We start from the raw sequence: 20,276 nt of genomic DNA on the forward strand, positions 1-20,276 counted from the left end.
CACCACGCTGCTACGCCCCACCGGGCGCCGCACTCCAGGCCCCGCCGGAGGGGCGTGCGCGCCCGCTGGAACGGCGTGAGCGCCAGCCGCAGCCCCGTCGGCGCGGTGTCCTGGATGTACGAGGCGAAGTCGGCCATGTCGTCGAAGGCGAAGCCGTACGCCGTGCCGTCCTGCGCGGCCGCGTGCATGGCCTTGGCGTAGTGGTTGGTGATCCGTGTGATGGATGGTTCGGAGGGGCCATGTCCTCGCCAACCCGTCCGTCAGGCGGAAATCCCTTGCTGAAGTCGCCACTTGGGGACAGCGTTGATCGCTTAACCGGCTCTTGAGAGCCACTTGGGGCGCGTCGGAGAGCGACGGCGCTCCGCAGCATGCATCCCGGAGGAATTCCGTGACCGATGTGGTCATCCGAGCGCTCGACGCGAGCGACGCCGATCTCTTCGACACCCTGCCCGATCCGCTGGGCGCCCGTGAGGGCCACCGGCTGACCCGGCACCGCCCCGACTGGAAGCGGGTGGCCCTGCGCGACGGCAGGGTCGTTGCCCGCGGCGCCTGGTGGGGCGGCCCCGACGACACCGAGCCCGTCAACCTCAACTGGTTCGACGTGGCGGAGGGCGAGGAGGAAGCGGGCGCGGCCCTCCTGCGCTCCGCCCCCTGGCAGGTGGAACTGGAACTGAACCTGCCCGCGGGCTGGCGCGACGACCCGGCCCTGCACGCCGCGGCCGAGACTCGGGTCGCCGCCGCACGCAAGGCCGGCTATGACCTCCTGGTGGAGCGCCTGTTGTACCGGTGGACGCCCGACCATGGTCTGCCCGAGCGGCCCGGGCGCCTGGTGTTCCGCGCCGAACCGGACGACGCCGTGTTCTTCGACGCGCTGCGCCGCATCCACTCCGCCACGCTGGACACCCACGCGCTCAAAGCCGTCGAGCAGGGCGGTCTCGACCAGGCGGCCCAGGAGGAACTCGACTTCTTCCACTGGTGCCCGTCGCCCCGCGAGTGGTGGCAGGTCGCCGCCACACCCCAGGGCGAACCGGTCGGCATCCACGTCCCGGCCCACAACCCGTCGGGCCCGTGCATCGGCTTCATCGGAGTCCTGCCCGAACAGCGGGGCCGCGGCTACGCCTACGACCTGCTGGCCGAGTGCACCCACTTCCTGGCGGAGCGGGGCGCCGAGTTCGTCGCGGCCGCCACGGACCGGGGCAACTTCCCCATGGCCGCGAACTTCACCAAGGCCGGTTTCCCGGTGGTCAGGGAACGCCTCAACTTCGCACCGGCGTAAACCTGGCCGTTTTCCAGGACTAACGCACGTCGCCGTTCAGCAGGTCGTCGGCCGCCGACAGGATCTCCGTGACCCGCAGGCCGAACGCCGCGTCACACGCGTGCGGACGGCCCGTCCGGGCGGCGGCGAGCAGGGCGTCCGCGGCCCGCATCAGCGCGGGGACCGCTCCGTCGGAGCCCTCCGGCAGGACCGCGACCCCGGCCTCCCCGAGGAGTTCCACGGCGGCACCGGACGCGGCGGGCGGTGCCGTCAGACTCAGAGTGAGGGTGCTCGACGCGCCGCCGGTGTGGTCGAGGACGACATGGGCCGTGTCCCCGGGGCCGTACGCGGCCGCCGTCACGCGCTGCACATCGCCGAGCACCGGCAGCAGGACGGACAGGGCGTGCGGCCCGACGTCCCACAGGGCGCCCTTCTCCCGCCGCCACGGCGTGGCGAAGGGGCTCTCGCTGCTGAACACCGCCCCGAGCCACTGCGCCCGCCCCGTGAACCAGCCCGGCACTGCCGCCTGCTCGGTGATCCACGCCTCCGGCTCGGGCTGGAAGCGGGCCGTGAAGAACACGACGGAGGCGACCGAGGCCTCCTCGACGGCCTCGACCACCGCCCGCCCCTGCTCCACCGTCGCCGCCAGGGGCTTGTCGAGGAGCAGATGACACCCGGCCCGTGCCGCCCGAGCGGCGAGCCCGGCCTGCACCTCGGGAGGCAGCGCCACGGCGACCGCGTCCACGTCGGCGAACAGCGCGTCCACGTCGTCGTACGCCCGGACACCGTGCCGCTCCGCCAGCTCCTTCGCAGCCTCGGGACGGCGTCCCCACACCCCGGCGAAGTCGAGTTCGCGGTGCCCGCTCAGGGCGGGTGCGTGGGCCATCTGCGCCCAGGGGCCGGTGCCGAGCAGTCCTATGCGCATGCCGCCGCCTCTCCACGGTGCCCTGAATAGCCGACGGCCGTTCCCCGGCCGCCCGCTCGCCGAAGAGCGTGTCATACGGAACCGGTCGCAGGGGAGTCCGGGCCCCTACCCACCTCAGTCGCCGGGAAGGGACTGCTCAGCCCAAATGGTCTTGCCGTCGGTCATCTGACGGGATCCCCAGCCCTGGGTGAGCTGAGCGACCAGGAGCAGCCCGCGTCCACCTTCGTCGAAGGTGTGAGCCCGACGCAGGTGGGGCGCGGTACTGCTGCCGTCGGACACTTCGCAGATGAGGGTGCGTTCGTAGATCAGTCTGAGCTCGATGGGAGGCCGTCCGTACCGGATGGCGTTGGTGACCAGTTCGCTGACGACCAACTCGGTGACGAACACGGCATCGTCCAAGCCCCACTCGGACAGTTGCCGGCAGGCGGCCTTGCGCACCTCCGCGACTGCGGCGGGGTCCGGCGACACCGGCCAGGTCGCCACGTGCGAGGCGTCGAGGGCCCGGGTGCGGGCCACGAGGAGCGCCACGTCATCGGAGGGGCGATCCGGGAGCAGGGTGCGCAACAGGGCATCGCACACGGCCTCCAGATCCTGAGCCGGCCGCCGCAGCACCTCGCGCATGGCGGCGACACCTTCGTCGATGTCGCGGCCGCGGATCTCGACGAGCCCGTCCGTGAAGAGGACGAGGAGGCTTCCTTCGGCCAGTTCCAGCTCGGTCGACTCGAAGGGCAGGCCGCCCAGGCCGAGGGGAGGGCCTGCCGGAACCTCGAGGAACTCGACAGTGCCGTCAGGTGCCACAAGGGCCGGCCCGGGGTGGCCCGCGCGGGCGATCGTGCAGTGGCGCGAGACGGGGTCGTAGACGGCGTACAGACAGGTGGCGCCGATGTCACCGTTGAGCGGGGCCGTGGTGTCGCCGCCGCCGGCAGCATGGTTGACCAGGTCGTCGAGGTGGGTCAGCAACTCGTCGGGGGGAAGGTCGACATCGGCCAGCGTGCGTACGGCGGTGCGCAGCCGCCCCATGGTCGCCGAGGCCTGGATGCCGTGACCCACGACGTCGCCGACGACCAGAGCGACCCGGGCGCCGGAGAGCGGAATGACGTCGAACCAGTCGCCGCCGACACCGGCCCGGGCGCTGGCGGGCTTATAGCGGGAGGCGACATCGAGAGCCGCCTGCTCGGGGAGACGTTGCGGCAGCAGGCTGCTCTGCAGCGTGAGGGAGGTGTCGCGCTCGCGGGTGTACCGCCGGGCGTTGTCGATGCACACGGCGGCGCGAGCGGTGATCTCCTGGCCCAGCAACAGGTCGTCCTGCTGGAAGCGCTGGGGCCGGCGATGGCGGGAGAACGTGGCAACGCCCAACGTGAGGCCACGCGCGCGCATGGGTACCGCCAGCACCGAGTGGAACCCGAAGCGCCGCATGCGTTCGGCCCGGTCCGGGGCCGTCCGGTCCAGATCCTCCAGGGCGGCGGGCGTGATGTGCTCGATGAGCGGCCGCCCGGCGGCCAGGCACTCCGCCGCGGTGGAGCCCTCCGGGTAGGGCGTTACCGTCCCGAACGGCACCACGGCTTCGGGGCAGCCCTCCAGCACCGACTGACAGGCGACCCGGCGCAGCATCACAGGGCCGTGCGGAGAACCCTCCGGCGGATCCTCGCCCCCCTCGATCACCGGCAGAAGATCGACCGTGACGAAGTCCGCGAACCGCGGGACGGCCACGTCGGCGAGTTCCTGGGCGGTACGGGGCAGGTCGAGGGTGCTGCCGATCCGCACGCTGGCGTCGTTGACCAGGACCAGTCGCTGCCGTGCGAGGTGCTGCTCCGTCACGTCGTGTGCCGACAGCAGGACACCTTCGACCCGGCCGTCGGAGCCCCGTACGGGGACGAGGGACACCGACCACACGCTCTCCCGCTCATGACCGGCGAGGTGCAGCGCGGCTCCGAGCTCCTGCAGACACCCGGTCTCCAGCGCGGTTCGCATGCCCTGCTCGGTCCGTTCGCTCTCCGGGTCGAGGACGATCTCCGTCACCCGCAGGCCGCGCATCTCCTGCTCGGACAGGCCCAGCACACGTTCCATGTCCGCGTTCGCCCACCGCAGCCGCGGTCCGGTGTCGTACAGAGCCATGGCGTAGGGAGCCTGGGTGAAACTGCGCCGCACGAACGCATCGTCCTCAGGCGTCGGTTCCGGTCGCGTCACCGGTGACACCAGCAGCCAGTCGTCTCCGTCGCCCGTCCGGTGATGGGCCAGCAGCCCGACGGTGATGCGGTGGCCGTCCCGGTGCAGCAGCGTTGCCGTCCCGCTCCACCTCCGCAGACCGGCCAGTGAGTCCAGCACGTCGGCCGGAGCGGCGTCCGCGAGAAGCGCGGCCGCCTTCCGGCCGACCACCTCGGGGGCCCGGTAACCGAGCAGCCGCCGCGCCCCCTCGTTCCACGCGGTCACGACGCCGAGGTCATTGACGACGACCCTGGCCGTCGCCGCACCGTCGAAACGTTCCTGCGACCCGGCGCTCGGGCCGCCGTCCGAGGCGGACACGGATCCGGTCATGACGTCATCTGCCCTCAATCCCGCCCTGGCGGCCATCTGCCCAGGAGCGCCCCGCGCCGGAGGTGCGTCGCACCATCACCATTACGACACTAGACAACAAGAGTGACAGACAGGCGTGTATCGGTCCTCATGTCAGGACGGCGGCACCGACCCCGGACGGAGGGCGGCACCCATGAAGGGCAACGGCACGAGGTGGCCGGACCGGGCCGAATGGACCGGGAAGATCTACAGCGAGGGCTGGCGTGCATCCGAGGGCGGCACACGCCAGGTGATCGAACCGGCCACGGGAGATGCGCTGGCCGAGGTCGGCGTCGCCTCCTCCGCGGACGTCGCCCGGGCCGGCGCCCGGGCCGCCCGAGCCGCCGGGGACTGGGCCGCGGCAGCTCCTTCCGACCGTATCGAGGTCCTGTTGCGCGCCTCCTCCGCGCTGCGTGAACACAGCGCTGCGATCCGCGACTGGATCGTCCGCGAGTCGGCCGGCGTCCCGGCCAAGGGCGACTACGAGATCACCGCTGCCCTCGCCCAGCTGACGCACGCCGTGGGACTCGCGTCCCTGCCCAGGGGCGAGGTCCTGGCCCCGCAGGCTCCCGGTGGAACGAGTCTGGCGTGGCGGGTGCCCCTCGGCGTCGTCGGCGTCATCAACCCGTGGAACGCGCCGCTGCTCTTCGCGGTGCGCGTGCTGGCGCCCGCACTGGCGCTGGGCAACACCGTGCTGCTCAAGCCCGATCCCCTCACTCCGGTGTCCGGGGGCGTCCTCGTCGCGCGGCTCTTCGAGGACGCCGGACTGCCCGACGGGGTGCTGCACGTCCTGCCGGGCGGCGCGCAGACCGGGCAGGCGGTCGCGGCGGATCCTCATGTCGCCATGGTGGCCTTCACCGGCTCCGCCGAGGTCGGACGCGTCGTGGCCCGTGTGGCGGGCGAGGGGCTGAAGCGGGTTGCCCTGGAGCTCGGCGGCAAGAACTCGCTCGTCGTGCTCGAGGACGCCGATGTGGACGCTGCCGCCCTGGCCGGAGCCGTGAGCACCTTCGGATACCAGGGACAGGCGTGCGTCGCCGCCGGCCGCCACCTGGTCCATGCCGACCTGGTCGAGGCGTACACCGACGCGCTGATCGGACACGCACGGACCCTGCGCGTCGGTGACCCCCGCGTGGAGGGCGTCAGCCTCGGCCCGATCATCAGCGAGCGGCTGGCCACCAGGATCGAGCGCATCGTCGACGAGAGCGTGGCCGGCGGGGCGCGGGTGCTCACCGGCGGCCGACGCGACGGACTCTTCTACCCACCCACCGTCCTGGACCGCGTCGACCGGGCCATGCCCGCGTTCACCGAGGAGATCTTCGGTCCCGTCGCCCCCGTCATTCCCTTTCACAGCGAGGCGGAGGCCGTCGAGATCGCCAACGACACCGCGTACGGCCTGACGGCCGCCGTGCACTCCGGCTCCGTACCGAGGGCGACCGCTGTCGCCGGGCGACTGCGCACCGGCATGGTCCACATCAACGACGTCTCCGCCAAGGACGCCGCGAACGCCCCCTTCGGAGGCATGGGCATCTCCGGCAACGGCTCCCGCATCGGCGGCACGGCCAGTCTGGAGGAGTTCACCCAGTGGCGCTGGATGACGGCACCCGGACCGGCGTGACCTCGCACGAACGGCGGCCCGAAACAAGAAAGGCAAGGAGTCCTCTCCTTGCCACTCTCAAGCTATAACACACAGGGGGTCTTGCGGCAAGGCCCCCCGTCTGCCGCAAACTGTCCGGCCTAGGCCCAGGACCTGCGGAAACGGGAGCATGACGTGACCCCCCTGACCACGAGCGCGTTCGACCTTCCCGACCGCCTCTCGCACAAAGCCGACCCGGCACTGATCGCCGGGGACGAGCGGCACTTCGCGGCCGTCGCCGACTGCCTCGAGCAGTCGATCGCCGAACTGTCCGACCGTCTCGAAGCCGAACGCAAGGCGCCCGGCGGCAAGGGACGGCAGGCGATGGACCGGGACGCCGAGATCTACCGCCTGACCGCCCGCCTGCGCGCACTGCGCCGCTTCGGACTCGACCTGTGCCTCGGGCACATGGTCGCCACCGACGACTCCGAGCCCGTGTACGTGGGACGGCTCGGCCTCACGGACCGTGAGGGGCGCCGCCTGCTGGTCGACTGGCGATCCCCGGCGGCCGAGCCGTTCTTCGGGGCAACCCATGCCAACCCGATGGGGCTCGCGAGCCGTCGCCGGTACCGCTGGACCGGCGGCCGGGTCAGCGACTACTGGGACGAGGTGTTCACCGCCGACGCCGTCGACGGGCACGCCGCGCTCGACGACCAGTCCGCCTTCATCGCCAGCCTCGGCACCAACCGCTCGCCCCGGATGCGGGACGTCCTCGGCACCATCCAGGCCGACCAGGACGCCATCATCCGCGCCGGTTCGCGCGGCGCCCTCGTCGTCGACGGCGGACCGGGCACCGGAAAGACCGTCGTCGCCCTGCACCGCTCCGCCTACCTCCTCTACTCCGACCCGCGCCTCGGGCAGCACCGCCGTGGCGGCGTGCTGTTCGTCGGCCCCCACCGGCCCTACCTGTCCTACGTCGCCGACGTCCTGCCGAGCCTCGGCGAAGAGGGCGTGCAGACCTGCATCCTGCGGGATCTCGTCGACGAGGGAGCGACGGCGGAGGAGGAGACCGACCCGGACGTGGCCCGGCTGAAGTCGTCCGCGGACCTGGTGCGCGCGATCGAGAAGGCAGTCCGGTTCTACGAGGAGCCGCCCACCGAGGCCATGACGGTCACGACCCACTGGTCCGACATCCGCCTGAGCGCCGCCGACTGGGCCGTGGCGTTCGAGGCCGCGGAACCCGGCACACCGCACAACGAGGCCCGCGATCAGGTCTGGGAGGAACTGCTCACGATCCTCGTGGACAAGCACGAGGGCGAGGTATCGGAGGCTCTGCTGCGCAAGTCGCTGTCCCAGGACCGGGAGTTGCTCACGGCCTTCAACCGGGCCTGGCCGATCCTGGAGGCGACCGACCTCGTCGGGGACCTCTGGTCGGTGCCGGCCTATCTGCGGATGTGCGCTCCCTGGCTCAGCCGCGACGAGGTGCGCACGCTGCAACGCGCGCAGCCCCAGGCCTGGACCGTGTCCGACCTGCCGCTGCTGGACGCCGCCCGGCAGCGGCTCGGCGACCCGGAGGCGTCCCGCCGCGCGCGCCGCAGGGAGGCCGCCGTCGCCGCCCAGCGCGAGCGCATGGCCGACGTCATCGACGACCTGCTGGAGGCCCACAGCTACGACGACGGCGAAGGCGTGCTGGTCATGCTGCACGGGCAGGACATGCGCAACTCCCTGGTCGACGAGAGCGCCCTGCCCACCGCCGACCCGGACCGGCTCGCCGGACCGTTCGTGCACATCGTCGTGGACGAGGCACAGGAACTGACCGACGCGGAGTGGCAGATGCTGCTGCAGCGCTGCCCGTCCCGCAGCTTCACCATCGTCGGGGACCGCGCCCAGGCCCGGCACGGGTTCACGGAGTCGTGGCAGGAACGGCTGGAGCGGGTCGGGTTCGACCGGGTCGGCCTGGCCTCGCTGAGCATCAACTACCGGACGCCGGCGGAGATCATGGCGGAGGCCGAGCCGGTCATCCGGGCCGTGCTGCCGGACGCCAACGTGCCGACGTCGATCCGTAGCGGCGGCGTTCCCGTCGCGCACGGCTCCACGGCGGAGTTGCACTCGGTCCTCGACACCTGGCTCGCCGCCCACGCGGACGGGATCGCCTGTGTCATCGGCGATCCCACGTTCCGCCCAGCGTCCTCCCGCGTGCGGTCGCTGACCCCGGAGCTGTCGAAGGGGCTGGAGTTCGACCTGGTCGTCCTCGTCGACCCGCAGGACTTCGGCACGGGCATCGAGGGAGCGGTCGACCACTATGTCGCCATGACCCGGGCGACCCAGCAGCTCGTCGTCCTCACGAGCTCCTGAGGCGGGCTCCGGCCGGGACCCTCCCGCAGTGGGGGCCCCGGCCGGAGGTTCAAGGACGCCTCTCAGGCGGCGAGCTCCTTGCGGATGCGGTCCAGCATGAACGCCGACGACTCCCGGGCCCGCTCCTCCCAGGCGAAGACACAGGACGTGGCGACACCGTCGAAGCCCAGCTCGCGCAGCGTGCCGAAGAAGGCGTCCCAGTCGACCTCGCCCTGGCCGATGTCCAGGTGCTGGTGGATACGGGCCGGGGTGCCCGGCGGGTTGAGGATGTAGCGCAGGCCGGACGAGCCCTTGTGGTTGAAGGAGTCCGCGATGTGCACGTGCTGGAGCTTGTCACCGGCGTAGCGCATCATCGCCGCGATGTCGGCGCCGACCTCCGAGGCCCCGGAGAGGTGGAAGGAGTGCGGGGCGCAGTAGAGGTAGTTCACCCACGGCTTGTTGATCGCGCGGACGAGATCGACGGCGGCGGTGTTCTCCTCGCAGAAGTCGTCCGGGTGCGCCTCCAGGTTCAGAGCGATGCCTTCGCGCTCGAACACCGGCAGCAGCTCCTCCAGCGAGCGCCAGAAGGCGGCCTCGCTCTCGGCGGCGTGCTCGGGGCGGCCGTTGAACTCCGAATTCATCAGCGGGCATTCGAGCTCGACGGTGATCTCGATCGTCCGCTTCCAGTAGCGGACGGCGGCCTGCCGCTCGGTCTCGTCCGGCGAAGACCACTTGTACAGCGGCAGCACCGAGGACAGCCGCACGCCGTGCCGGCGCAGCGACTGCTTCAGCTCCGCCACCCGCGCGTCGTCCGCACGCGGGTGCAGGAAGAACGGCATGAAGTTCGCGCGCGGCGACAACTCGATGTACTCGTAGCCGAGTTCGGCGACCGTGCGCACCATCTCGTCGATCGGCAGGGCGCGGAACATATAGGGGTCGAGGGCGATCTTCACGCGGTCCCTCCGTAGAACGCGGGGCGGGGCTTCATGTCGACGGTGACGGTCTCGCCGCCGGTCTCCAGGGACCGGACTGCGGCGTCGGTGATGACGGTGGCGGCGTAACCGTCCCAGGCGGACGGGCCGGTGGGCTCGGTGCCGGCGGCGATGCCTGCGACCCACTCGCGGAACTCGGTGTCGAAGGCCTCCGCGAACCGGTCCTTCCAGTTCTGGAGCACACCCGTGCCGTGCCGGGCGGCGGTGCGGATCCCGACGGCGGCCGGGTCGGGCAGCCGGACCAGGCCGTCCTCGCCGACGACCTCGCACTGGATGTCGTAGCCGTACTGGCAGTTGACGAAGACCTCCAGGTCGATGCGGACGCCCTCGGCGGTCTCGAAGACCATGATCTGCGGGTCCTTGAGATGCGCGAAGCGCTTGCTCGTGGCGCGCGGGGTGACCACCTGCGCGGAGACGATCTCGTCGTCGAGCAGCCAGCGCAGCACGTCGATCTCGTGCACGGCCGTGTCCTGGGCGGCCATGGCGGAGTGGTACGACTCCGGCACGGTCGGGTTGCGGTGGGCGCAGTGCACGATCAGCGGGGCCCCGAGCGAGCCGGTCGACAGGACCTCCTTCATCTGGCGGTATCCGGCGTCGAAGCGGCGCATGAAGCCGACCTGCACCAGGCGGCGGCCGTGCGCCCGCTCGGCCTCGACGATCCGCAGACAGTCCTCGGCGGTCGTGGCGAGGGGCTTCTCGCAGAACACCGGCTTGCCGGCCGCGATCGCGCTCAGGACGTGCTCGGCGTGGGTGGGCCCCCAGGACGTGACGAGGACGGCGTCCACGTCGGGGGAGGCGATCAGCTCCGCGCCGGTGGGCAGCGCGGTGGCCCCCACCCGCGCCGCCACCTCGGCGGCGCGCCCGGCGTCGATGTCGGTCACGGCCGTGACGGCGGCCCCGGTGACGACCTCGGTGAGCCGCCGGATGTGGTCCTGGCCGATCATTCCGGCGCCGATGACGCCTACACGTACGGTCATGGTCGTTCCTTCGAAGGGAGGGTCAGGAGAAGCGGGTGCGGAGTTCGGCTTCGAGGGTTTCGAGGGTGCGGCCCTTGGTCTCGGGGACGTAGCGCTTGACGAAGGCGAGCGACAGCAGGCCCGCCACCACGAACAGGAAGAAGGTGTTGGAGATCCCGATCCCGGAGACCAGGGACGGGAAGACCAGCCCGATCACGAAGTTGGTCAGCCACAGGACCACGGCCGCGATGCCCATGCCGAAGCCGCGCATCCGCATCGGGAAGATCTCCGACAGCATCAGCCAGGTCACCGGGGAGATCGCGCCCTGCTGGAAGGCGAGGAACGTGACCGTCATGGCGAGCACCGCGAACGCCCGCGCGTCACCCGAGGGCAGGACCAGGGAGAAGACGCCGATGAGCAACAGGGCGGCGGTCGTGCCGGCCTGGCCGGTCATCAGCATGGGGCGGCGCGGTACCCGGCCCAGCAGCCAGATGCCGACGAAGGTGGCCAGCACCGAGATCACACCGTTGGCGATGTTCGCCGTCAGCGCGCTGTCGGCGGCGAAACCGGCGTCGGTGAGGATCTGCGTGCCGTAGTACATGATCGTGTTGACGCCGGTGATCTGCTGCACGATCGCGATGCCGAACCCGACGAACATCAGCTTGCGCACCCACGGCGTGCTCTTCATGTCCTGCCAGCCGCCGAGCTTGGCCTGCTCGTCCTTGACGGCTAGCGCGGACACCTCCTTCAGCTCGGCCTCGGCCCGGGCCTGGGAGCGCACCTGCCTGAGGACTTCGAGAGCCTCCCCGAAGCGACTTTGGGAGGCCAGCCAGCGCGGGCTCTCCGGCATCACCAGCATGCCGAACCAGAGCACCACCGCCGGCACCGTCGCGATGACCAGCATCCAGCGCCACACGCCACCGGACTCGCCGCCGACCTGGGCGATGATCGCGTTCGACGTGAAGGCCAGCAGCTGACCGCTGACGATCATCAGCTCGTTGCGGGTGACGAGAGCGCCGCGCCGCTCGGCGGGGGACACCTCCGCGAGATACACCGGCACGGTCACCGACGCGCCGCCGACCGCGAGGCCGAGGACGAACCGCGCCACGATCATCACCTCGGTCGTGGGGGCGAGCGTGCAGCCGAGCGCGCCGACGAAGAACAGCACGGCCAGCAGCAGGATGTTGCGCCGCCTGCCGCGCGCGTCCGACAACCGGCCGCCGGTCACCGCGCCCAGGGCGGCACCCAGCAGCAGCGAGCTGGTGACCATGCCCTCGGTGACCGGGGTCAGGCCGAGGTCCTCGGTCATGTAGGGCAGGGCGCCGTTGATGACGCCGGTGTCGTAGCCGAAGAGCAGACCACCGAACGTGGCGATGATCGTGATCAGCCTCAGCCGCCGCCTGACCGCCGGGGGAGCGTCGTCCGCGACGGCGGTGGCGGGGGGCGGGACGGGGGCCGGTGTCGTGTCGTCCGTGACGTCCATGGGCCGCTCCTTACCTGTCGATGTTCGGGCGCCGGGTACCCGACAGTCCGCAGCCGGCCAGGTGTTCACGGGTGCTGACCGCGATCGGCAGCGGCACCCCGGGAGCACACGGGTACAGGTCCTGCTCGACGATCACGAACAACTCGGCGTCGAGCCCCGCGAGTTCGCCCACCACGTCGGCCGGCTTCGGCACCCCGGCCGGCGGTGACACGCACACCCCGCGCTTCACGGCCTCGCCGAAGGACAGGTCCTCGGCCGCGACCTGCGCCAGGATCTCCGGGTCCATCTGCTTGATGTGCACGTAGCCGACGCGCTCACCGAAACGGCGGATCAGATCCAGGTTGTCGCCGCCGCCGTAGGCGACGTGCCCCGTGTCCAGGCAGAGGTTGGTGTAACGGCTGTCGGACTCGTTGAGCAGCCGTTCGATCTCGGCTTGCGTCTGGATGTGGCTGTCGGCGTGCGGGTGGACGACCAGCCGTACGTCGTACTCCTCCAGCAGCAGCCTGCCCAGCCGGTCGGCGGCCCGGCCGAACCCGGCCCACTGCTCGGCGGTCAGCTCGGGCGACTCGGTGAACGCACCCGTCTTCTCGTCCCGGTACATCGGCGGGATGAAGACGAGGTGGTGCGCCCCTGCGGCGGCGGTCAGCGCGGCGACCTGCCGGACATGGGCGAGCATCTCGTCCCACGCCTCGGGCCGGTGCAGCGCGCCGAACGCGGTACCGCCGGAGACCTTCAGCCCCCGGGCGTCCAGCTCGGCCTTCAGCCGCTGCGGGTCGGTGGGGAGGTAGCCGTACGGGCCGAGCTCCAGCCACTCGTACCCGGCCTGGACCAGCTCGTCGAGGAAGCGGGTGTACGACACCTGGTGCTCGTCCTCGGGGAACCAGACACCCCATGAGTCGGGGGCGGAGCCGAGGCACAGGTTGCCGACGGTCGTACGCAGCGGGGCTGGCACCGTTGCCATGGTGAGAGTCCTTCGGGGAGAGGAAGGGGGCGGGCGTGAAGCTGATGCGCTCTACTAGCGCGCTCTAGTTCGAGTACGATGACCCCTGTCCAAATGTCATGTCAATAGGTTGTTGCCGGGAGATTGCCGAGTCCTGGTACGGGCCCCGTGCGGGACACCCGTAAGGTGGTCGGCGTCGGAGGGTGGGTTCACACGTGGATGCATCGGGCAGGCAGCGGCCCACGATGGCGGACGTCGCCGAGAAGGCGGGCGTGTCCCGCGCGCTCGTCTCGATCATCTTCCGCAACCAGGCGGGGGCCAGCCAGGAGACCCGGGAACGGGTCCTGCGCGTCGCCGACGAGATCGGTTACCGGCCCGACAGCGCGGCCCGGCTGCTGGCCCGTGGCCGCAGCCGCACGCTCGGCGTGATGTTCACCGTGCACCAGACCTTCCACACGGACCTCATCACCGGCATCTACCCCGAGGCCGAGCGGCTCGGTTACGACGTCCTGCTCTCCGGCGCCACCCACGGCCGCAGCGAGGCCAAGGCGGTCGAGGCGCTGCTCAGCCACCGCTGCGAGGCGGTGATCCTGCTCGGCCCGGACGCCGACCCCGCCTACCTCGCCGAACTCGGACAGCGCACGGTCACCGTCTCGGTCAGCCGCCGGGTGCCCCAGGCCCATGTCGACTTCGTGCACTCCGCCGAGGGCAAGGGTGTCCGGCAGGCCATGGACCACCTGGTGGAGCTGGGGCACCGCCGGATCGTGCACATCGACGGCGGACGCGGCCCCGGTTCGGCGGAGCGGCGGCGTGCCTACCGCGCCGCGATGCGGCGCCACGGGCTGGAGGACCGGGCGCGGGTGATCCCCGGTGAGCACACCGAGGAGTCCGGCATCGAGACCGGCCGGCTGCTGCTGGCCGAACGCGACAGCGGGCGGCCGCTGCCGACGGCGGTCCTCGCCGGCAACGACCGCTGCGCGATGGGGCTGCTGATGGCCTTGACCCGGGCGGGCGTCGAGGTCCCGCGCGACCTGTCCGTCGTCGGCTACGACGACAGCCACCTCTCCCACCTGATGCCCATCGGCCTGACCACCGTCCGCCAGGACGCGGTCCTCATGGCCGAGCACGCGGTCCGCTTCGCCGTCGAACGACTGGAGAACGGCGAACTGCCGCCGAGGGAGGCGGTGCTGGACCCCAAGCTGGTGGTGAGGGGGACGAGCGGGCCTGCCCCGGCGGAGGGTTCCCAGGGAGTGTCCGCCTAGCGCGTGCCCTTCTTCGCGAACTCGGCGACGCTGTCGACGTTGTCCTTCGTGACGAAGGCCGGTCCGGTGAGGACGGGAGCCGTGCTGCCGCCGCTGAAGTTGCCGTTCGTCCTGTACAGCCACAGCCCGTCGACGGCGAGGTAGCCCTGGAGGTAGGGCTGCTGGTCGACGGCGAACTGGATGTCCCCGCCCTGGATGGCGGCGACGAGGTCCTTGTTGAGGTCGAAGGTGGCGACCTTGGCCTTGCTGCCGGCGTCCTTGACCGACTGCCCCGCGGTCATGGCGATCGGGGCGCCCAGCGTGACCACCTGGTCGATGCTGGAGTCCTTCTGGAGCTTGGCCGTCAGGGTCGACTTCACGGAGGGCATGTCGGTGCCGTTGACGTACAGGTTCTCCGTCGTGCCCTTGAAGCCCTTCTTCAGGCCGGCGCAGCGCGCCTCCAGCGCGACCTGGCCCTGCTCCTGGATCACGCAGACGGCGTGCTTGGCGCCCTGCTGGTTGAGGCGTTCGCCGAAGGCCTGGCCGGCGATGTTCTCGTCCTGGCCGAAGTACTCGAGCATGCCGAGTTCCTTCCAGTTGTCCAGGCCGGAGTTGAAGCCGACGACCGGAATGCCGGCCGCCTTGGCCTTGGCCACGACGGCCTTCATGGCGTCGGGCTTGGCGGCGGTGAGCGCGATGCCGTCGACCTTCTGGTCGATGGCGTTCTGCACCAGGTTGGCCTGGTTCCCGGCGACGGGGTCGCTGGAGTAGACGAGCTTGATGTTGTCCTTCGCGGCAGCCGCCTGGGCGCCCTTGCGGATCAGGTCCCAGAAGGTGTCGCCGGGTGCCGCGTGGGTGACCATGGCGACGGTCATCCGCGGGGTGGTGGCCTTGCCCGCGGCGGCGTCGGTGCCGCCGGACTCGGACTTCTTCCCGCCGGCGCCGCTGGAGCAGCCGGCGGCGAGCAGGGCGCCCACGAGGACGGCGGTGGTCAGGGCGGCGGATCTGTGGTGTCTGCGCATGTCGGGTGCACCTCGATGTGCTGGGGAGAGCGGGCCGTGCCCGGTCCTGGGAGGCAACTGGAGCGCGCCACTAGCGCGCTCTAGTGGCAGGTACTATGCGGGCGCCTCCGGGTGATGTCAACAGCTTTGTCAGGACGTACCAACAAACGTGACGTTCCGACGAACCGGACGGTCCGACGCACAGGGTGCTCCGACATGACGGGGCCGCCCGCACACACCGTGCACTGCCGGTGTGTGCGGGCGGCCCGCGCAGCGGACGGTCCCTGACCGTCCGGTCGGTGCTGCTCAGCTCTCCGATCCGCTGATGTTGACCATCCATGGGACGCCGAAGCGGTCCGTGCACATGCCGAAGACGTCGCCCCACATCTGCTTCTCCAGCGGCACCGACACCGAGCCGCCCGCGGAGAGCTTCTCCCAGTAGCCGCGCAGCTCGGCGTCGTCGTCGCCGCTCAGGCTCACCGAGAAGGGCTGGCCCGGCGCGGACTCCATGCCCGGCGGGTTGTCGGCGCCCATCAGGGTGAAGCCGCCGGGGGTCTCCAGCATGCCGTGCATGATCTTGTCGGCGTTCGGGGCTTCCGCCTGGCCGAAGTCGCCGTAGGTGTTGAGGGACAGGGTGCCGCCGAAGACGTCCTTGTAGAACTCCAACGCCTGCCGGGCGTCGCCGTTGAAGGACAGGTACGGGTTGAGACGCGAGACCATGAGAACCTCCGTGACGGGGCCGTTGTCATGTGGACGGCGCTGAAGGCTCACGCCTCGTCGGACGACCCGTTGTTCCAGTCGTACGGGCCACCGCCGCGCCACTCGATCAGCTCGGTGTCGTCGACGGCCGTGTCGGTGGTGGGCAGACCCTCGCGGTGCAGCAGGTCCAGCACGTCGAAGAGGCTGTAGGCGACGCCCATGCGCTCGCCGTGGATGGTCACCAGCCGTCCGCCGTCCGACGCGGGCGGCTGCACGACCACAGGGGGTTGACCGTCCATAGCCCCACCATGCTCCCGAAACCGCCGGTTCGCAGCTCGACTGGCCCATAAGGGGTCCTCGTGCGGGCGCCGGGGCCCTGTGCGCCGGTGACAAGGCACGATCCGGAAACTGAGTTCTCATCAGCACCCCCTGAGGGAGCTCGCGCCGTGGCCCTAGCGTCCGTGGCATGGACATGAACCTTGCGAGAAGAGGGAAGTGGCGCGGCGCCGCACTGGCGGTGCTGCTCACCGCCGGGACGCTCACGGCCGCCGCTCCGGGTGCCCGGGCCGACGGCGCGCGGACCGAGACGCCGGTCGCGTCGACGTCGCCGGTGACCGGGGTGACGGAGTCGGTGGTGCGGGTGAAGGTGCCGCTGCCGGAGTCGGCCGGGCCGCGTCCGGCCGCCTGCGACTGGCTGTCGTACCTGCGCTACCGCTCCGCCGACGGTCCGGCCGCCTCGGCCGACGCGGACCGCGTCCTCGTCGCCCAGCCCGGCATCCTGGAAGGAGCCGGGGCGTTCGACAGCGTCGCCCGCAACACCGTGGCGCGAGCCGCCGAGCAGGGCCTGCACATCGAGTTCTGGGCGCTCGACCGGCGCTCCAACTGCCTGGAGGACCGCACCGGCATCGCCTCGGGCGACCAGCACACCGCCGTCGACTACTACCACCGCGGCAAGCAGGTCGACGGCCGGACCTTCGGCGGCTACGCCCGCAACGCGGAACTGGGGTGGATGGCGAAGCTCGGGATCGAGCAGACCGTACGCGACCAGTACGACCTGCTCACCGCCGAGTTGCCCTCCCAGGCGCAGCGCAAGCGGAAGGTGCTGTGCGGCGGGCACTCGCTGGGCGGTGTGATCACCGGGTACTTCGCCGCCGCCGACTTCGACGGCGACCGGGCCACGACGGCGGACGCCGGCTACAACCAGTGCGCCGGCTACTTCGCCCTCGACACCACCGTCTCCACCTCGCTCGCCGACCTCAGCGGCAGCCTGCCGGACGACACCAACCTGCCCGACATCGGCCTCGGTTACGGCGTGGTGCAGGCCGGGCTCGACACCGGGGTGCTGCCCCGCACGCTGTCCGCGCCGGTGCTGCTCAACCCCGAGACCATGACCCTGCTCGGCATCGCCGGGATGGGCGCCCTCAAGGACCCGGACGCCGAGGCCGACCTGCCCCGGTACCTGCCCTCCAACCTCAACATCGAGGCGACCCACCGCTTCCTGTTCTCCAAGGACACCGCCGCCTTCCTCACCGGCAAGCCCGCCGTGAAGGACTTCCGGCTCACCAACGGGGCGGTGCTCGGGGCGCTGCTGGACGACAACTCCGTACCGCTGGCGTTCCTCCAGACCAGCGTCGGCTTCTTCGACGGCGGGCCGATCGCCGACAAGAGCTTCCCCGTGGCCAACGGCGGTGAGCAGCAGCCCGGGCTGTACGGCACCGCGTACAAGGCCATCCCGGACCGGCCGCAGGGACCGCTCTACACCTGGCGCAACTACGACCGCGTCGGCGACCCCGACGACCCCGGCCACCGGTCGGCCGACGGCACCCCGTTCACCGGCCCCGGCGAGGAAGTCACCGATGTCCGGCAACTGGCCCGCAGCCTGGCCGAGCAGCCGCTGGACTTCACCGAGCAGTACTTCCCGACCAAGCTGGTCACCGACATCCAGATGGCCGGCTCGCCCCAGGTCAAGAAGCTCGTCGTCCACCCCGGCGGGCTCACCGCCAACCCGGTGCTCACCGTCCTCGCCGGTGAGGGACTCCTGGCCGGCCGGGTCCCGGCCGAGCTCCATCCCGTGGTCGCCGACGGCTATCAGCACCTCGACGTACTGACCGCCGCGCCCGTCCAGAACAACGGCCGGCCCGAGATCGTCTCGACCGGTCTCGCCGGGTTCGCACGATCGCCGCGCTGATCCTCCGCGTACGCACACAAGGGGCCCGGGAGGAGAACCTCCCGGGCCCTTCGGTGTGCTGCCGGGGTCAGAGCCTGCCCGCGGCGAACGTGGCCGCCTGGTCGGCGTTGTCGCGGTAGCCGAGGTGCGCCCCGACGTCGCCGCCGCCGCTCTCGCAGACGGGGTCGCCCTTGGCGCAGATGTCCAGGGTGCGGCTCTGGTACGTGCCGGTGACGCTCTTGCCGAGGGCCCGGATCGGGTTGCCGAACAGCAGCACCGCGGCGACCTTCGGCTCGACCGCGGCGGGCAGCGTGGCCACGATGGGGCTGCCGACCACCGCGCCCGCGCTGCTGATGCCGATCGAGTTGTCTACGACGTTCGCGCCCTGCGAATAGCCGACGAGTACGAACCGCTGATTCGGGCAGGCGGCGGCCTGGCTCTTCACATGGTTCACCAGGTCCCTGTTGCCCTGCGCGGCGGACGTCAGGGAAAGGTCCGCCGGATAATTCACCGCATAGCTCGACAGGCTTTTGCCCGCCGCTTTCTTCTGCAGTGCGGAATACACCGGGTCGCCGACGATGAAGCCGAGCGTGCCCGGCTCGAAGGTGCCGCGCGCCGAGACGACTTCCACGTCCGAGCAGGCCGCGGCCGTGGCCGAGGGAGCCGAGAGGGTGGCCAGACCGGCCCCGCCGGCCAGCGAGAGCGCGGCGAGACACAAACGGATACGCATGGGGGATCCTCCGCGGGTGAGGCGCGTGGAGCGCCTGCGAAAAAGGACGGCCCGAACGTATTCGCTGTGTCTCCCTGAGTGTTATGGACGGGATTATGGAATCGCCGCAGTTTTTTGTCGCCGAATGAGTGCGTCGCCGATTGAGTGCCGGCATTCACTTCTGTGGTGTGCGCAGTGACTCCGCTCGCAACGCGAGAATCAGGTCGAGGCGGGTTTCCGGATCGTGCAGGGCGTCGCCGAAGAGCTTCTCCAGCTGGCGCAGGCGGTAGCGGACCGTCTGCGGGTGGATGTGCAGCCGGGTGGCGACGTCCGGCACGTTGCTGCCGCTGAGCAGCCACGCCAGCAGCGTCTCGGCCAGCCGGTCGCGCTGCCCGGCCGAGACCGTGTCGAGCGGCGCGAGAACCCGCGCCTCAAGCCGTTCCAGCAGCGGCTCGTCGCCGTACAGGAGCAGCGTCGACAGATGGTCGGCGCACCGCACCACGCCCTGGCGGGGCAGGACCCCGCGTCCCATCAGCCCGAGCGCCCGGGTGGCGAGGTGCAGCGACTGCGCGGCGTCGGTGACCGCGACCGTCGGGCCGATCGCGGCGGGCCGGCCGCGCAGCGCGAGCGTGAACGCCCGGCCGCCGAAGCCGCCGGAGCCGTCCGGGTCGGGCACCAGCATGCGTGGCGGCCGGGACTCCATGTCCACCAGCGCGCCTGCAGCGGCCAGCGGACGGTCCTCCTCCCGCCGGTCCGGCGCCGCCGCGAGCGCCACGACGGCGACCGTCCGGGGCACCGGCCAGCGTGCGCCGTGCGCCAGGTCCTGCACGGCCTCCAGCGCCACCGGCCCGTCCTCCAGCAGCAGGTCGAGCAGCCGTCTGCGCCGCCGCTCCAGCTCGTCCGAGCTGCGCAGCTGCGCTTCCGCGTAGCCGGCCGCGGCCGCCTCGGCGACCTCGTGCACCGTCCGGAACGCCAGCTCGCCGAGCGCCGCGACGACCGTGGAGTCCAGGCCGAGTTCCTCCGCCGTCTGCCCCATCAGCCGCCAGGCGTGCAGCCCCCCGACCCGCAGCGCGGACTGCAACGCGTCCAGGCTGCGGCCCTCCAGGGCCTCGCCGCGCCCCAGTTCGTAGTATGTCGCCGCGATCGCGCCCCCGTCGTCGCGCGGGTCGGCGATGTGGTCGACGAACAGGGTCAGCGCCTGCACCACCCCGGCCCGCAGGTTCCTGCCGTACGGCCCGTCGGCGGGCCGGGCGTACTCGGGAACCTGCCGGCGGACCTCCTCCTCCACCTGGTCGGCGACGGCCGCGAGCTGGGCGCGCAGCAGCTTCGCCAGCTCGGGTGGCATCGGTGGCATACCGGGGCGCTCCGGCACGCCGTGCTGGGCGGGCACAGCCATCACGGACACTCCTTTCGAGCGGAAGCGGCTCGTCCGCGGACTGTAACCGCTG

The 20,276-nt window shown here is 71.3% G+C and carries 16 protein-coding genes and 1 pseudogene; 5 read left to right on the forward strand and 12 right to left on the reverse strand.

Annotated elements, in window-relative coordinates; translation table 11 throughout:
- Positions 1-68: 68 nt before the first annotated feature.
- Positions 69-218: pseudogene (locus MQE23_RS41230) on the reverse strand (beta-1,3-glucanase family protein); the annotation flags it as partial.
- Positions 219-388: 170 nt separating this feature from the next.
- On the opposite strand from MQE23_RS41230, the gene MQE23_RS41235 reads away from it, so the two are divergent.
- The gene (locus MQE23_RS41235) at positions 389-1,276 is read left to right on the forward strand and encodes a GNAT family N-acetyltransferase (protein ID WP_243381873.1); all 888 of its coding nucleotides are present in this window, start codon (positions 389-391) and stop codon (positions 1,274-1,276) included.
- Between the two features lie 19 nt (positions 1,277-1,295).
- On the opposite strand, the gene MQE23_RS41240 is transcribed toward MQE23_RS41235, so the two are convergent.
- Positions 1,296-2,180 carry a Gfo/Idh/MocA family oxidoreductase gene (locus tag MQE23_RS41240; RefSeq protein WP_243381875.1) on the reverse strand — a complete coding sequence of 295 codons (885 nt, stop codon included), beginning with the start codon at positions 2,178-2,180 and terminating at the stop codon, positions 1,296-1,298.
- Positions 2,181-2,294: 114 nt separating this feature from the next.
- Positions 2,295-4,715, reverse strand: a complete 2,421-nt coding sequence (locus MQE23_RS41245; protein WP_243381876.1) for a SpoIIE family protein phosphatase — start codon at positions 4,713-4,715, stop codon at positions 2,295-2,297.
- A gap of 172 nt (positions 4,716-4,887) precedes the next feature.
- Here MQE23_RS41245 and MQE23_RS41250 point away from each other — a divergent pair, with 172 nt between their 5' ends.
- Both MQE23_RS41250 and helR read left to right on the forward strand, forming a co-directional pair.
- Positions 4,888-6,348: an aldehyde dehydrogenase family protein gene (locus MQE23_RS41250; protein ID WP_243381879.1), complete on the forward strand. Its 1,461-nt coding sequence runs from the start codon at positions 4,888-4,890 to the stop codon at positions 6,346-6,348.
- Between the two features lie 153 nt (positions 6,349-6,501).
- A complete protein-coding gene (gene helR / locus MQE23_RS41255; protein ID WP_243381881.1) occupies positions 6,502-8,661 on the forward strand; it encodes an RNA polymerase recycling motor ATPase HelR in 2,160 nt (719 codons plus the stop codon).
- Positions 8,662-8,723: 62 nt separating this feature from the next.
- On the opposite strand, the gene MQE23_RS41260 is transcribed toward helR, so the two are convergent.
- The 4 genes from MQE23_RS41260 to MQE23_RS41275 are packed head-to-tail and all read right to left on the reverse strand — an operon-like array spanning position 8,724 to position 13,032.
- Positions 8,724-9,593 (reverse strand): sugar phosphate isomerase/epimerase, encoded by an 870-nt coding sequence (locus tag MQE23_RS41260; RefSeq protein WP_243381884.1) that lies wholly within the window; start codon positions 9,591-9,593, stop codon positions 8,724-8,726.
- Positions 9,590-10,609, reverse strand: coding sequence for a Gfo/Idh/MocA family oxidoreductase (locus MQE23_RS41265; RefSeq protein WP_243381887.1), 1,020 nt, complete (start codon positions 10,607-10,609; stop codon positions 9,590-9,592). The genes MQE23_RS41260 and MQE23_RS41265 overlap by 4 nt, the downstream gene beginning before the upstream one ends.
- 22 nt (positions 10,610-10,631) lie before the next feature.
- Positions 10,632-12,071, reverse strand: a complete 1,440-nt coding sequence (locus MQE23_RS41270) for a sugar porter family MFS transporter (protein ID WP_020272626.1) — start codon at positions 12,069-12,071, stop codon at positions 10,632-10,634.
- 10 nt (positions 12,072-12,081) lie between these two features.
- The gene (locus MQE23_RS41275; protein ID WP_037669181.1) at positions 12,082-13,032 is read right to left on the reverse strand and encodes a TIM barrel protein; all 951 of its coding nucleotides are present in this window, start codon (positions 13,030-13,032) and stop codon (positions 12,082-12,084) included.
- 224 nt (positions 13,033-13,256) lie between these two features.
- Here MQE23_RS41275 and MQE23_RS41280 point away from each other — a divergent pair, with 224 nt between their 5' ends.
- Positions 13,257-14,273, forward strand: a complete 1,017-nt coding sequence (locus tag MQE23_RS41280) for a LacI family DNA-binding transcriptional regulator (RefSeq protein WP_243382929.1) — start codon at positions 13,257-13,259, stop codon at positions 14,271-14,273.
- Here MQE23_RS41280 and MQE23_RS41285 read toward each other — a convergent pair.
- The 3 genes from MQE23_RS41285 to MQE23_RS41295 all read right to left on the reverse strand — a co-directional run bounded on the left by MQE23_RS41285 (position 14,270) and on the right by MQE23_RS41295 (position 16,251).
- Complete coding sequence (locus MQE23_RS41285) at positions 14,270-15,274, reverse strand: substrate-binding domain-containing protein (protein WP_243381889.1); 1,005 nt, start codon at positions 15,272-15,274, stop codon at positions 14,270-14,272. The genes MQE23_RS41280 and MQE23_RS41285 overlap by 4 nt on opposite strands.
- A 285-nt stretch (positions 15,275-15,559) precedes the next feature.
- On the reverse strand, positions 15,560-15,973 hold the full coding sequence (locus tag MQE23_RS41290) for a VOC family protein (protein ID WP_020272621.1): 414 nt from the start codon (positions 15,971-15,973) through the stop codon (positions 15,560-15,562).
- 47 nt (positions 15,974-16,020) lie between these two features.
- Positions 16,021-16,251 carry a hypothetical protein gene (locus MQE23_RS41295; protein WP_029181052.1) on the reverse strand — a complete coding sequence of 77 codons (231 nt, stop codon included), beginning with the start codon at positions 16,249-16,251 and terminating at the stop codon, positions 16,021-16,023.
- Between the two features lie 167 nt (positions 16,252-16,418).
- Here MQE23_RS41295 and MQE23_RS41300 point away from each other — a divergent pair, with 167 nt between their 5' ends.
- Positions 16,419-18,140, forward strand: coding sequence for a hypothetical protein (locus MQE23_RS41300; RefSeq protein ID WP_020272620.1), 1,722 nt, complete (start codon positions 16,419-16,421; stop codon positions 18,138-18,140).
- 67 nt (positions 18,141-18,207) lie between these two features.
- Here the strand turns inward: MQE23_RS41300 and MQE23_RS41305 are convergent, their stop codons facing one another.
- Together MQE23_RS41305 and MQE23_RS41310 are read right to left on the reverse strand one after the other, a co-directional pair.
- Positions 18,208-18,849: a cutinase family protein gene (locus tag MQE23_RS41305; protein ID WP_243381892.1), complete on the reverse strand. Its 642-nt coding sequence runs from the start codon at positions 18,847-18,849 to the stop codon at positions 18,208-18,210.
- A gap of 154 nt (positions 18,850-19,003) precedes the next feature.
- Positions 19,004-20,224 (reverse strand): PucR family transcriptional regulator, encoded by a 1,221-nt coding sequence (locus MQE23_RS41310; protein ID WP_243381894.1) that lies wholly within the window; start codon positions 20,222-20,224, stop codon positions 19,004-19,006.
- Positions 20,225-20,276: the final 52 nt, after the last annotated feature.

Origin of the sequence: Streptomyces sp. HP-A2021, from assembly GCF_022807935.1 — a bacterium.
In the GTDB taxonomy this organism is placed as follows: Bacteria; Actinomycetota; Actinomycetes; order Streptomycetales; family Streptomycetaceae; genus Streptomyces; species Streptomyces afghaniensis.

Coding starts and splice junctions, on each gene's coding strand:
- MQE23_RS41275 (WP_037669181.1), bottom strand. CDS start 13,032: ATGGCAACGGTGCCAGCCCCGCTGCGTACGACCGTCGGCAACCTGTGC.
- MQE23_RS41245 (WP_243381876.1), bottom strand. CDS start 4,715: ATGACCGGATCCGTGTCCGCCTCGGACGGCGGCCCGAGCGCCGGGTCG.
- MQE23_RS41280 (WP_243382929.1), top strand. CDS start 13,257: ATGGCGGACGTCGCCGAGAAGGCGGGCGTGTCCCGCGCGCTCGTCTCG.
- MQE23_RS41295 (WP_029181052.1), bottom strand. CDS start 16,251: ATGGACGGTCAACCCCCTGTGGTCGTGCAGCCGCCCGCGTCGGACGGC.
- MQE23_RS41265 (WP_243381887.1), bottom strand. CDS start 10,609: ATGACCGTACGTGTAGGCGTCATCGGCGCCGGAATGATCGGCCAGGAC.
- MQE23_RS41285 (WP_243381889.1), bottom strand. CDS start 15,274: ATGCGCAGACACCACAGATCCGCCGCCCTGACCACCGCCGTCCTCGTG.
- MQE23_RS41300 (WP_020272620.1), top strand. CDS start 16,419: ATGGACATGAACCTTGCGAGAAGAGGGAAGTGGCGCGGCGCCGCACTG.
- MQE23_RS41290 (WP_020272621.1), bottom strand. CDS start 15,973: ATGGTCTCGCGTCTCAACCCGTACCTGTCCTTCAACGGCGACGCCCGG.
- MQE23_RS41250 (WP_243381879.1), top strand. CDS start 4,888: ATGAAGGGCAACGGCACGAGGTGGCCGGACCGGGCCGAATGGACCGGG.
- MQE23_RS41305 (WP_243381892.1), bottom strand. CDS start 18,849: ATGCGTATCCGTTTGTGTCTCGCCGCGCTCTCGCTGGCCGGCGGGGCC.
- MQE23_RS41270 (WP_020272626.1), bottom strand. CDS start 12,071: ATGGACGTCACGGACGACACGACACCGGCCCCCGTCCCGCCCCCCGCC.
- MQE23_RS41240 (WP_243381875.1), bottom strand. CDS start 2,180: ATGCGCATAGGACTGCTCGGCACCGGCCCCTGGGCGCAGATGGCCCAC.
- MQE23_RS41310 (WP_243381894.1), bottom strand. CDS start 20,224: ATGGCTGTGCCCGCCCAGCACGGCGTGCCGGAGCGCCCCGGTATGCCA.